A 12601-nucleotide genomic window follows, 5' to 3' on the forward strand; every position below is an offset into this window, starting at 1 on the left:
TCAGCGCATCACGTTGAGCAGGTCCTGCACCATGGTGTTCGCCGTGGTGATGACCTTGGTGTTGGCCGAATAGGCCTGCTGGGTGACGATCAGCTTGGTGAATTCGTCGGCGATATCGGTGTTGGACGATTCCAGCGACGAGCCCGAGATGCCGCCGCCCTTGCCGTACAGCGCCTCGCCCGATTCATTCGTCACCTCGAAGGCGCCGCCGTCGGTGCGCTTGAGGAAGTTGGCGCCGTTGAAGGTCGCGACCGACACTTCCGCGAGATCGATGTTGCGGCCGTTGGAGTAGGAGCCGACGACGCGGCCCTGATTGCTCACCGACACGCTGACGAGCTGGCCCGCGGCGTAGCCGTCCTGCTGCAACTGATTGACCTGGACGTTGCCGTTGGTGTCGGCGAACTGCGTCAGGCCGCCGGTGCCGAACGACATCGTGACGTTGCCGAGCGAGACGCCCGACACGGTGAGGTTCGACAGCGTGAGCTGGCCGATCACCGGGTTCATCTGGCCGGTCGAGTTGAAAGTGAAGTTGGTGTTGACGTTCTGCCAGGCGACCGCCGTGCCGGTGGCGTTCGGGTTGACCTGATAGAACAGGTTCCAGGTGTCGGTGTGGCCGGTGCCGAGCGTGGCGGAATCGACCTTTGCCCAGCGGAACTGCACGTTCACCGGCGCGCCGCTGCCGTCATAGGCGGTGGTGGCGCCGCCGGAGATCGACTCGTCGAGGAAGGTCTGGTTGTCGGCGCCGGTGACCTGGCCGGTGCCGACTGTGCCGCCGCCGGTGCGGATCACGGTCACCGGGCTGGTGAGACCGAGCGCCGAGAGGCCGGCCGAGGTCGAGGTCAGCGTCAGGTCGGATGCGGTGCCGGTGTGCAGGTTGATGGCGCCGCTCACCACCGAGGACGCGGTGCCGGTGTTGCCGTTCGCGGTGTCGATCGCGCCGAGCAGGTTGGTGACGGTGGCCGAGGCGAGATCCAGATAGGTGGTGTTGGCCGCGGAGCCGGCCGAGCCGCCCGCGCCGGAATCATAGAAGGCGATCGTCTTGGCGCTGCTGCCGGTGCCCACCGTGATGGTGTCGGTGACGGTGAAGTTGGTGCTCGCCGAGTCGGTGCTGGCCGCGCCCTTGAGCAGCGTCGCGCCGGTGATCGCGGTGCCGGCCTTGCTGCTGACCTGGAGGCCGATCTTGGTGTTGTCGCCGAAGGGCGGCGGCGAAGTGCCGGCGACCTGCGGGTTGGAGGCGAAATCCGCGGCGCGCAGCAGCTCGGAGCCGGCCACCGAGGTGTCGTGCTTCGTGGTCAGCGGATAGCTGGCGAGGTTGGCGCGGTAGCTGACCTTGGTGGTGGCCTGCGACGGCAGGAAGTCGTTCTGGAATTTCAGCACCGTCGGCGTGCTGCCGACCGGGTTGCCGGTGGTCGGATCAATCGGCACGCCCTGCAGGTAATAGCCGGCGCCGTTGACCAGATAGCCGTTCTTGTCGAGCGAGAAGTCGCCGCGGCGGGTGTAGTTGTTGACGCCGGTGAACACCGGATTGTTGTCGGTGAACGAGCCCGGCTTCTGCACGGCGAAGAAGCCCTCGCCGTTGATCGCCATGTAGGTCGAGACCGAGGCCGACTGCACCGAGCCGGACAGCGTGTTGGTGAGCCGCGATTCCGAGGTCACCGAGCCGGCGACCTGCTGGCTGGTGCCGGCCTGCGGTACCAGGTCGAGAAACGAGGTGTCGACGCGCTTGAAGGCGGTGGTCTGGGAGTTCGCGATGTTGCCCGAAATGTTCTCGAGCGCGTAGGAGTTGGCACGCAGGCCCGCGACCGAGGTGGTGAGAGCGCCGAAAATACCCATTACTCACTTCTCCCAATTCGAGCCGCCGCGCGGCCTTTTGCTGTCTGTGCTCCAGCACAATCCGAAATGGGCCTCCGCAAGCCTCGTGCCACAGGCTCCGGACCAGTAAATTCAACAGCTTAGGTCAGCGCGGGCGGTGGAGACGCGTGGCGGAATTGCCGGCTCGGGCAATATTTGCCGGTCCCCGGTTGCCTCCATCGACAAAAGTTCCGCTCCGGAACCCGGCTCAGGAACTTTTTGCTGGGACGCGCGTTCGGACCGATCAATCGTGTCGGGGGCAGAGTTGGCCGACCATAAATTGCCGGTTGTATCGCCCGCGGACGGATCGGCCGGTGCCGAGAACCTGTTCCTCGGACGGGGAGAGCTGACCGCGCTATCCCGCAATTTCGACTGGCAGGCGACGGCGCTGGGGCCGCCGGAGAACTGGCCGCAGGCGCTCAAGACAGCGGTCCGCATCATGCTGACGTCGCAGCAGCCGATCTGGATCGGCTGGGGCCGCGACCTGATCTTCTTCTACAACGACGCCTACAAGGCGATCATCGGCGGCAAGCACCCCTGGGCGCTGGGGCGCCCGACCCGGGAAGTCTGGCACGAGATTTGGGACGACATCGCTCCGCTGCTGGCCAAGGCGACCAGCGGCCACGAGGGCACCTATGTCGAAGCCCAGCTCCTGATCATGGAGCGCAACGGCTTCCCCGAGGAGACCTACTACACCTTCTCCTACAGCCCGATCCCGACCGAGGACGGCTCACCCGGCGGTATCTTCTGCGCCAATACCGACGACACCCAGCGGGTGATCAGCGAGCGGCAATTGTCCCTTCTGCGCGAAGTGGCCAGTAACGCCGCCCAATCCCGCAACGCCGCGCAGGCCTGCGAGAGCAGCGCCGCGGCGCTGGCGACGGACCCGCGCGACCTGCCTTTCGCCCTGATCTATCTGGTGGAGGCCGGCGGCGAGACGGCACGGCTTGCGGCCTCGGCCGGCATCGACGCTAACCATCCGGGCGTGAAGCCGGTGCTGTCCCTCGCGGCCGGCGCCGAAGCGTGGCCGCTGGCCGAGGCGTTACAGAAAAACGAGGCGTATCTGGTCGCGGACCTGCGGGGACGTTTCGGATTTGACTTTCCGACCGGCGGCTGGCGCAGTCCGCCCAGCCACACCATCGTCCTGCCGATCCAGGCGAGCGGCGAAACCGGCCATTCCGGCGTGCTGATCGCGGGTCTCAATCCTTTCCGCCCCTATGACCCCGGCTACCGGGACTTTCTGGCGCTCGTCGCCGGACAGATCGCGTCGGCGATCACCAACGCAGATGCCTATGAAGAAGAGCGCCGGCGCGCCGAGGCGCTGGCCGAAATCGATCGGGCCAAGACGGCGTTCTTCTCCAACGTCAGCCACGAATTCCGCACGCCGCTGACGCTGATGCTAAGCCCGCTGGAAGAGGTGCTCACCCAGAGCGATCTGTCGAACGACCAGCATGCGCTGCTGGGCATCGTGCATCGCAATGGCCTGCGGCTGCTCAAGCTGGTGAACACCTTGCTCGACTTCGCCCGCATCGAGGCCGGCCGCCTCACCGCTCATTTCCGGCCGGTCGATCTGGCCTCGTTCACCGCCGAACTCGCCTCCAACTTCCGCTCGGCCATCGACAAGGCCGGGCTAAGGCTGTCGATCGATGCGCCGCCGCTGCCGCAGCCCGTGCATGTCGATCGCGACATGTGGGAGAAAGTCGTCCTCAACCTGCTGTCGAACGCCTTCAAGTTCACTTTTGAAGGCGAGATCGCCGTGTCGGTCCATCCCTCGCCGGATGGGAAATCCGCCGAGATCGTGGTTCGCGACACCGGGACGGGCATTCCTCCCGAAGAAATTCCGCATCTGTTCGAGCGCTTCCGCCGCGTCGAGGGCGCGCGCGGGCGCTCGATCGAAGGCAGCGGCATCGGGCTGGCGCTGGTGCAGGAGCTGGTGAAGCTGCACAGCGGCAGCATCAACGTGGAGAGTGAAATCGGCCGCGGCAGCGCCTTCCGTATCACCCTGCCGTTCGGCACCGCCCACCTGCCCGCCGACCGCCCGAAGCCGGCGACGCATCAGGTCTCCACCAACGTCCGCGCCCAGGCCTATCTCGACGAAGCGATGGGCTGGCTCGACGGTGACGCCGCCGATACCGACCGGCCGCACGCGTCCACCGCCGAGGATCTCGGCCTCGGCAATATCAGCACCGGCGAGGCGCGGCCGCGCGTGCTACTCGCCGACGATAACGCCGACATGCGTGACTACGTGGTGCGCCTGCTCGGCGAAAGCTACGAGATCGAAGCCGTCGCCGATGGCGTCGCCGCCCTCGAGGCGGCCTGGAAGCAGCGGCCGGACTTGGTGCTGTCCGACATCATGATGCCAAGGCTGGACGGTCTGAACCTGCTCAAAGCCCTGCGCAACGATCCAAGGCTGGCTGATGTGCCGGTGATCTTCCTGTCCGCCCGCGCCGGCGAGGAAGCCAAGGTCGAGGGTCTCGAGGCCGGTGCCGACGACTATCTCAGCAAGCCGTTCAGCGCCCGCGAACTGCTGGCCCGGGTCCGCTCCAATCTCGACACCGCCGAGGTCCGGCGCGAGGCACTGCGCACCGAGCACACGCTGCGGCAGGAAGCGCAGGCCGCGCGCGACCGTGCCGAGAGCATCCTGGCCAGCATCAGCGACGGCTTCGTCGCGATCGATGGTGATTACCGCTTCACTTATATCAACGCCGCCGCCGAGCGGATGATGCGCCGCTCGGCCTCGCAACTGATCGGCCGCGTCTGTCACGAAGCCTATCCGGCGCTGATCGGCAGCCGCATCGAGGACAGTCTCAAGCTCGCGATGTCCGGGCGGACCGGGTCGGAATTCGAAATCGAACATCAGCCCAGCCGTCGCTGGTTTCACCTGCGTATCGCGCCGACCAACAGCAAAAGCGTGTCCGTGTATTTCCGCGATATCACTGAACGCAAACGCGCCGAAACGGCGATGCGCAACCTCAACGAACAGCTCGAGGAGCAGGTCGCCCAGCGCACCGCCGAGCTACGCCAGAAGGAAGCACGGCTGCGGACGATCTTTGCGGCGAGCTACACCTATCAGGCTCTGCTCGGCGTCGATGGCGTGCTGATCGACGCCAACCTCACCTCGCTGTCCGGCATCGGCAGGACGCTGGACGATGTCGTGGGCAAGCCGGTCTGGGACTCGCCGTGGTTCGCCGATACGCCCGGCATGTCGGAGATGATCAAGGAAGCCGTCGCCACCGTAGCGGGCGGCGGCACCATCCGGCGTGAGCTGCATCTCAATCTGCCGGTCGGCGGCTGGCGCTGGTTCGACTTCCAGATGCGCCCGGTGCACGACACGCAGGGCCAGGTCATCGCCATTGTGCCCGAAGCCGTCGAGATCACCGAGCGGCGCAAGGCCGAGGAAGCTTTCCGTCAGGCGCAGAAGATGGAGGCGATCGGCCAGCTCACAGGCGGCGTCGCGCACGACTTCAACAATCTGCTGACCGTGATCCGCTCCTCGGCAGACCTGCTGCGCCGCCGCGAACTGCCTCCTGACCGGATGCGCCGCTATGTCGATGCGATCTCCGACACCGCCGATCGTGCCGCAAAGCTGACCGGACAGCTTCTCACCTTCGCGCGACGCCACGCACAAAACCGGCAGGTGTTCGACGTCACCGCGCAGATCGAGCAGGTCGCCGAGATGCTGCGAACCGCGCTCGGTTCGCGGGCCGGCCTGACGCTGACGATGAACGAGCGCCCGCTCGCCGTCGAGGCGGACGCCAATCAGTTCGACGCCGCGCTGGTCAATCTGGTCGCGAATGCGCGCGACGCGATGGACGGCCAGGGCGAACTCGAAATTCGCGTTACGCGCGTACATCCGACATTGCAGGAAGCCGCCGGCGGCGTCTCCGATGTGGTGGCCGTGTCGGTGATCGATACCGGCTCGGGCATTGCGCCGGACCAGATCGATCGCATCTTCGAGCCGTTCTTCACCACCAAGGATGTCGGCCGCGGCACCGGCCTCGGCCTGTCGCAGGTTTATGGCTTCATCAAGCAGTCCGGCGGCAACGTCACCGTCGACAGCGAAGTCGGCAAAGGCACCACGATCACACTCCGGCTGCCGCTGAGCGCAAAGCCGATCGAAGCGCGCGAACCCGTGGCGAGTGGCGATTCCAGCAGATCGCAGGACCGGAGCTGCGTGCTGGTGGTGGAAGACAATGCCGAGGTCGGCGAGTTCTCGACCCAGCTCCTGCATGACCTTGGATATGAAACCGTGCTGGCGTCGAGCGCCGAGCAGGCGCTGCGGATTCTCGAAGAGAACGTCGCGCGGTTCAACCTCGTGCTCAGCGACGTGGTGATGCCCGGCATGGACGGCGTCGCACTCGGCCGCGAGATTCGAACCCGCTGGCCGAAGCTGCCGGTCGTGCTGAACTCAGGCTACGCCAACGTGCTGGCGGACGACGGCCACCACGGCTTCGAGCTGCTGCACAAGCCGTATTCGGTTGAGGATCTGTCCAAGGTGCTGCGCCGGGCGCTGGTTTCCGCCCAAGCGGCGGGCTGACCGCGTCCGGTCCCGGTTCCGACTTGCGCCAGATCAGGACATCCCCCCTGCGTCATGGTATCAGGCGACGTGAGTTCACGGTCGAGCGGATTGGGCATGAGTGAAGGCGAGATGGCGCAGCATGTGCTGCAGTGTTTACGGCAGACCGAACTGAGCGACCCGAAAGCGGCGCTCGGCATCCTCAACGGGCTGGTCGGACTGGTGCAGGGCGACGGCACGCCGCATTCCTTCGAGGTCGACGAGGCGCGCGCCTCGACGTTCATGGCCGTTTGTGAATATGCCAAGGCGCTGCATCGCGGCCTGCCGGCCGATGGCCTTCGTCCGGCAGCGATCGAAGCTGCCGAGAAGTGGCACATGCTGGTAGGCTGAGCTGAGCCGAGCCGAGCCGAACCGGACCTTCAGCCGCCGCAGGCCTTCGGCGGAACGAAGCGATAGAAGTACTCTTTGGTCTTGCCGGTGTGGGTCCGCAGCACCGGCACGCTGATCCGTTTTTCCTCGGACATCGGCAGATCGGGAAACTCCGCCGCGAAACTATCCGGCACCTGTGGCAGCGTGTAGATCAGCACGGCGCCCTTGTCGGCGAGCTTCTTGGCATCGAACCAGCGCGCCTTCGGGATGAATTCGATCGTCATCGAATCCCCTTCGGGGCCGGCCGCGATCCCAATGCCGTAGACGGTCTGGCGGTCGCCGAGGTAATAGCCCGGGCCGCACTTGTACTTGCTGTTCCAGTCGGACAGGACGAGCCGCGCGGCCTGCGCGGTCGCCTCCTGCAACCCGCTGTGCGACGCAAAGAAGATGTAGATCACCGAGGCGGCGACCGCCAGCACGCCATACAGCGCCCCGAGCGACTGCGCCGTCTCGCTCATCACCGCATCGCGCTTGCCATCGGCCCAGGAAAACAACGGCGCAAGCGTCAACACCGCCAGCTCGGCGAACGGCGCGCCGTAACGGGCGATGTATTCCAGGCCGAAGCCGACGATCAGCACCGTCAGCAGCGCGAACATCGCGATGTTGGCGACGACGACGAACTTCAGCTCGTCGCTCGCCTCAGCGAAGCTCGGCACCCGCCAGATCAGCATGCGACGCGCCACGCCGATCGCCAGCACGATCGCGCCCGGGACCAAAAGCGGCAGATAGCCGACGACGAGCCAGCCGAGCCGCCGCGCAGTATTCGGCACTGAGCCGAAGCCGGTGAAGTGCCGCTCGCCGTAGTGGATCGTTGTCCCCACCTTCAGCGCCGCCAGCACATGCGGAAGGAACAGCAGCGCGCCGATCAGAACCGCGACGTAAAAGCCCGGCCGGCGCAGGCAGGATCTGAACGACGGGACCGCGAGCACGCCCGCAGCCATGCCGATGAACAGTACAACCGCGTTGTACTTGGTCAGGGCGGCGATCGCGGCCCACGCGCCGAGGAGGATCCAGTGCAGCCAGCGGTCCGTGCTGCGGCCGCGCATGAAATGATACAGCACCGCCGGCCAGGAGGTGAGCTGCAGGATATCGGCGTTCAGCGCCCACGAGAGCGGACCGAAGATCACGTAGAACGACGCCGCCGTCAGCGCGACCATGTAGGCCGCCATCGTACGCTCGACCAGCAGGCGCAGGATCGCATACAGATAGGCGAGTCCGATCGCGAGGCAGAGCTGATTGACGAATACGATCGCGGTGCCGGACGGGCCGAACAGAAGATCGACCAGACCACCGACCCAGACCATGACGGGCGGATGAACCGGCGTCACCAGAGGGAAGTGGCGTCCCCACGCCACCAGTTCGCGGGTGTCGTAAAGCGGGGTCGGAAATACCAAGGCCGCGAGAACGACGGGCAACAGCAGCGCGAACGCGACCAGAAGCATCAGGCCAGTGGAAAATCCCGACCGGGACGACGTTCGATCCATCTGGCCTGCCGTCAACATATCCAAAAGTTAATGTTGGCGGCTTGATGCGGACGTGGCGCAGTCTTGTCAATCGCAGTTCAGGCTTTCCTCTCGGAAAACCTCTACGGTGAGACGCTGCGGCAAGAAAACCCGACCGATCAAGGCCGAGGGCTGCAACCCTCGGCATGTAAACGAACCTCAGCTCGGGTTTGAGGCCGCCGGCTTGAAGGTCAGGGCATAGCCGTCCATGCAGTAGCGAAGACCGGTCGGCTTCGGGCCGTCGTCGAACACGTGACCGAGATGGCCGCCGCAGCGGCGACAATGCACTTCGGTGCGGATCATGCCGAGGGTGCTGTCCTTGCGTTCGCCGACCGCGTTCGGCAGCGGCTGCCAGAAACTGGGCCAGCCGGTCCCGCTGTCGTATTTCGTGTCCGAGGCAAACAACGGCAGGTCGCAGCCGGCGCAGGCGAAGGTGCCCTTCCGATGCTCTTTCAGCAGCGGACTCGAGAACGGTCGCTCGGTGCCTTCCTCACGCAGGATGTGATACTGCATCGGCGTGAGCTGCGCCCGCCATTCCTCCGGCGTCTTCTCGATCTCGAATTTCTCCGCGGCGCGCGCAGCGTCCGGCCGCAGCCAGCGAAAGCCGAACACCGCAGCAAGGGCAGCGGAAGTGAGCAGCAGGCGGCGATCGATCATGGCTGTCTCCGTTAGTGGCAGGCCCAGGCGGCCGCGGCGATTGTCGAGCGGAGATACGCGGCCATGGCCAGGGAAGTTACAGCACCCGGCCGCCCCCGCACTCACATTGTCGCGAGGCGTGGCCGCGCGACTAGTGTGAAGCGCCGCTATCGTTGCGCTGCACATCCTGCGAGACGCGATCGGGAAGCTCTGCTGAATGACCGGCGCGCATCCGCTCGGGCGGAAGCCGACGGACACTCCGATTGGCCGCTTCGAGCCGCTCCTCGCGCACCCGGCGACGCTCCGCGGCACGCTCGCGATAGCGCGCCAGCAAGCCGGCTGCGATCGCCGTCCGGCGCTCGGCAATGGCGACGCCCTGCCCCACCACCCGGCCGATCCGTCCACCGGCCCAGACCAACTCAAATGGATCGAACACTCGCCAGCGCTGGTCGCCCTGGACGATGCCGCGCGCGATCAGCCGTCCGGCTATCGCGGTGGCGGCCAGCCCCTGACGGCCGAAGCCGCTGGCTACCCACAGGCCGCGCCGCAACTCGCCGATCTGCGGCATGCCGTGGACGGTCTGGCCGATCACGCCGCTCCAGCTGCGTTCGATCGTGACGGCACCGAGCTGCGGATACAGTGCGGCGATGCGGCGGCGGATCAGGCCTTCGAGCCGCCGCGGCGCGATCTCGAACGTCGTCTCCGGGCCGGTCCACAGCAGCCGATCGCCACCGACGATGCGGTAGTGATCGACGCCGTCGGTATCGGCGATCGAGCCGGTGAAGGCGATCGCCTCGGCCAGCCGCTCACCAAGCGGCGCGGTGAGCACGGCCGTGCGCCACATCGGCAGCAGCGTCCGGGTCAGCCGCGGCGATGCGGCGCCGAGATGCACATTGCCAGAGAGGACGATGTCGGACGCCCGAAGCCGCGCGTGCGGAGTGACGATCCGCTTGCGGATGCCCGACGAGTCGATGCCGAGCGCCGGCGTATCTTCGAAGATCCGGACGCCGGCGCGGCGCGCCATCGCCTCGAGGCCGCGGATGTAGCGGCGGCCATCGAGCTGGAAGGCATCGGGAAAGTGGATGGCGTGGAAGTAACGCTGCGTCCGCAGCACGTCACGGACGCGGTCGATCTGCCAGCCCTCGACTTCACTGCCGAAGTCGACGCCGAGCGTCTGCAGCCGCTCGACCAGCCGATCGCCGAGATCGACATTGGATACCTCGAGTGCGCCGGACGACAGCGCGATCCCCGGCATCGCCTCCTCGGTGGCGCGGGCGCGGACGATCTCCATGCCCTCGCGCGACAGCTTCCACAGCTCGCCGGCCTGAGCGAGTCCGACCCGGTCAATCAGTTCGCCGATCGGAACGCCGTAGCCCGGAAGTACGCTGCCGAGCGTTGCGCCCGAGGCTGCCCAGCCGACCCGACGCCCCTCCAGCACCGCCACACTGAGACCGAGTTGCGCGGCTTCCAGCGCAACGGACAGGCCGGCCAGACCGGCACCGATCACGCACAGGTCGACGTCGTGATCGAAGGTCAGCCGCGCGTGCGGTTCGGCGGCCGCTTCGGTCGGCAGCGGGTCCGGTCCATTGGTCGCACTTGTGACGGGCAAGGTCATGACGTTTCCTTACGGACAGCCCGGGCGATTGTCACCTTGTCCTGCCGCGGCTCTTCGATTAATCCGCAAGCTTGCCCCCAGTGGGAAGGGATACATGCGCCGACTGATCCTGCTGCGTCACGCCAAGACCGAAACGGATGCGCCCACCGGCAAGGACCATGACCGCCGGCTCGAAGAGCGCGGCCGGACCGATGCGGCCGCGATGGCGGAATGGCTGTCGGAGCAAGGGCTGGTGCCGGATCAGGTGCTGGTCTCGACGGCGACGCGGACGCGGCAGACCTGGGACATCCTGGCCGGCCTGTTCCCGGCCGGCGCCGAGCCGCAGGTCGAGCATCTCCCGGAACTCTATAGCGCCAGCTCTGCGCAGTTGCTGCAGGCCGTTCACGAGGTTTCCGCCGGGATCAATCGGCTGATGCTGGTCGGGCACAACCCGGGGCTCCAGGAACTCGCGCTCGGCCTGACCTGCGGCTGCAACGAAGCCGACCGCAAGCTGCTGTCGGGCAACATGCCGACCAGTGCGATCGCGGTGATCGACTTCCCGATCGCCGACTGGGCCGACGCCCGCTTCGGCACCGGCAAGCTGCATCACTTCGTCAGCCCGAAGATCCTGCGCGAGGCGAGCTAGTACGTCGCGACGCTGTGGGATGGCTGAACGCGTAACCTGCCGACCCGCGCCTCCCCGCATTGCCGCCCGCAGCGCCGTTGCGCCATACTGCAGCGCCGTCACATGCGGGAGGCTTCGATGTTCAAATCGATTCTGGTGCCGATCGATCTTGCCGACACCGCGCTGGCGCAGCCGGCCCTGAAAACTGCCGCCACGCTGGCGCAAACCTATGACGGCACGGTGAGGCTGCTCCACGTGATCTCGCTCACGCCGGTGGTGCTGGCCGAGTACGTCCCGGCGGATTTCGACGAGCAGCAGCGCCGCGACGCCGAGATGGCGCTCGCCGAGGTCGCGGCGGCCTCCGGGATCGAGCCAGCGCGGCTCTCGACCGTGGTGCGGCAGGGCGGCATCTATCACGAGATCATCGAAGAGGTGACCGCGATCGGCGCCGACCTGATCGTGATGAGTTCGCATCGGCCGGCGATGCGCAGTTACTTCCTCGGCTCCAACGCCGGTCACGTCGTCCGTTACGCGCCCTGCTCAGTGCTCGTGGTGCGGGACAGCTGATGAGCGGCCGTCCCGCCCGTTGCGTCCCCTTGGCTTGCGCGCATGCGAAGAGCGCCCCGCCCAGGGGAAGCAGGGTGCGGCGCCTTACGCCTTCGGGCCGAAACTCTCCCGCAGCTTGGCCTGGATCTTGGCCATGCCGCCAATCCAGCGGTCGTAATTGTCGGTCTTCTTGCGCATGTAGTCGAGCACTTGCGGATGCGGCAGGATCAGGAAGGTTTCCTGCTCGACGCCCTTCAGCGCGTCCTGTGCGACCTGCTCGGGCGACAGATTGCCATCAGCCGATTGCGGACCTTTCGGCAAGCCACGTAGCATGTTGGTGTCGACGCCCTGCGGGCACAGGATCGACACGCGGATGTTATCGGCCTTGTGCGAGATCGCGAGGTTCTCGGCAAAGCCGACGGCGCCGTGCTTGGTGGCCGAATAGGCCGGGCTGCCGACTTGCGAGAGAAGACCTGCCGCCGAGATGGTGTTGAGGAAGTAGCCGCCGCCGCGCGCCTTGTAGCGCGGTACCAGATGCCGCGCAGCATAGACATGCGCCATCACGTGGATCATCCAGCTCTTCATGAACGGCTCGTCGGACGAGCCGCCGGCGTTCTCCGATAGCGGATCGAAGCCACCGCCAATGCCGGCGTTGGAACAGAACAGGTCGATCGGGCCGAACTGGCGCTCGGTCTCCTCGATGACGTGCTGGATGTCGGTTTCTTTGGCCACGTCGCATTTGAACGCCGCGCCGCCGATCGCCTGCGCCACCGCTTCGGCGCGCGCCTGATCGAGATCCGCCACCACGACCTTGGCGGCACCGGCCTTGGCGAAAGTCTCGCACAGCGCCTGACCGATTCCGTTGCCGCCGCCGGTGACGACGACGACCTTGCCTGCAATCT

At 66.4% G+C, this 12601-nt stretch carries 9 protein-coding genes; 4 read left to right on the forward strand and 5 right to left on the reverse strand.

Features of this window, described 5'->3' with window-relative positions; all coding sequences use genetic code 11:
• Entirely contained in the window at positions 1–1833 is a 1833-nt protein-coding gene (locus ACOJTD_RS07590) for a flagellar hook-basal body complex protein (RefSeq protein ID WP_420132309.1), read from the reverse strand.
• 298 nt (positions 1834–2131) lie between these two features.
• Between ACOJTD_RS07590 and ACOJTD_RS07595 the strand changes: the two genes are divergently transcribed.
• Complete coding sequence (locus ACOJTD_RS07595; RefSeq protein ID WP_420132310.1) at positions 2132–6388, forward strand: ATP-binding protein; 4257 nt, start codon at positions 2132–2134, stop codon at positions 6386–6388.
• Positions 6389–6484: 96 nt separating this feature from the next.
• Positions 6485–6757: a hypothetical protein gene (locus tag ACOJTD_RS07600; protein WP_420132311.1), complete on the forward strand. Its 273-nt coding sequence runs from the start codon at positions 6485–6487 to the stop codon at positions 6755–6757.
• Positions 6758–6786: 29 nt separating this feature from the next.
• Here ACOJTD_RS07600 and ACOJTD_RS07605 read toward each other — a convergent pair whose 3' ends face one another.
• The 3 genes from ACOJTD_RS07605 to ACOJTD_RS07615 form a co-directional block, all read right to left on the reverse strand.
• Entirely contained in the window at positions 6787–8238 is a 1452-nt protein-coding gene (locus ACOJTD_RS07605) for a glycosyltransferase family 39 protein (RefSeq protein WP_420132312.1), read from the reverse strand.
• Between the two features lie 219 nt (positions 8239–8457).
• Positions 8458–8955, reverse strand: coding sequence for a peptide-methionine (R)-S-oxide reductase MsrB (msrB, locus tag ACOJTD_RS07610; RefSeq protein ID WP_420132313.1), 498 nt, complete (start codon positions 8953–8955; stop codon positions 8458–8460).
• 130 nt (positions 8956–9085) lie between these two features.
• The gene (locus ACOJTD_RS07615) at positions 9086–10549 is read right to left on the reverse strand and encodes an NAD(P)/FAD-dependent oxidoreductase (RefSeq protein ID WP_420132314.1); all 1464 of its coding nucleotides are present in this window, start codon (positions 10547–10549) and stop codon (positions 9086–9088) included.
• Positions 10550–10643: 94 nt separating this feature from the next.
• On the opposite strand from ACOJTD_RS07615, the gene ACOJTD_RS07620 reads away from it, so the two are divergent.
• Both ACOJTD_RS07620 and ACOJTD_RS07625 read left to right on the forward strand, forming a co-directional pair.
• Complete coding sequence (locus ACOJTD_RS07620; protein ID WP_420132315.1) at positions 10644–11174, forward strand: SixA phosphatase family protein; 531 nt, start codon at positions 10644–10646, stop codon at positions 11172–11174.
• Between the two features lie 117 nt (positions 11175–11291).
• Positions 11292–11720 carry a universal stress protein gene (locus ACOJTD_RS07625; RefSeq protein WP_420132316.1) on the forward strand — a complete coding sequence of 143 codons (429 nt, stop codon included), beginning with the start codon at positions 11292–11294 and terminating at the stop codon, positions 11718–11720.
• 84 nt (positions 11721–11804) lie between these two features.
• Here ACOJTD_RS07625 and ACOJTD_RS07630 read toward each other — a convergent pair whose 3' ends face one another.
• Positions 11805–12599, reverse strand: a complete 795-nt coding sequence (locus tag ACOJTD_RS07630; protein ID WP_420132317.1) for an SDR family oxidoreductase — start codon at positions 12597–12599, stop codon at positions 11805–11807.
• Positions 12600–12601: the final 2 nt, after the last annotated feature.

It is taken from the genome of Rhodopseudomonas sp. (assembly GCF_048594845.1).
In the GTDB taxonomy this organism is placed as follows: domain Bacteria; phylum Pseudomonadota; class Alphaproteobacteria; order Rhizobiales; family Xanthobacteraceae; genus Rhodopseudomonas.

Coding starts and splice junctions, on each gene's coding strand:
- ACOJTD_RS07590 (WP_420132309.1), bottom strand. CDS start 1,833: ATGGGTATTTTCGGCGCTCTCACCACCTCGGTCGCGGGCCTGCGTGCC.
- ACOJTD_RS07600 (WP_420132311.1), top strand. CDS start 6,485: ATGAGTGAAGGCGAGATGGCGCAGCATGTGCTGCAGTGTTTACGGCAG.
- ACOJTD_RS07605 (WP_420132312.1), bottom strand. CDS start 8,238: ATGCTTCTGGTCGCGTTCGCGCTGCTGTTGCCCGTCGTTCTCGCGGCC.
- msrB (WP_420132313.1), bottom strand. CDS start 8,955: ATGATCGATCGCCGCCTGCTGCTCACTTCCGCTGCCCTTGCTGCGGTG.
- ACOJTD_RS07615 (WP_420132314.1), bottom strand. CDS start 10,549: ATGACCTTGCCCGTCACAAGTGCGACCAATGGACCGGACCCGCTGCCG.
- ACOJTD_RS07620 (WP_420132315.1), top strand. CDS start 10,644: ATGCGCCGACTGATCCTGCTGCGTCACGCCAAGACCGAAACGGATGCG.
- ACOJTD_RS07625 (WP_420132316.1), top strand. CDS start 11,292: ATGTTCAAATCGATTCTGGTGCCGATCGATCTTGCCGACACCGCGCTG.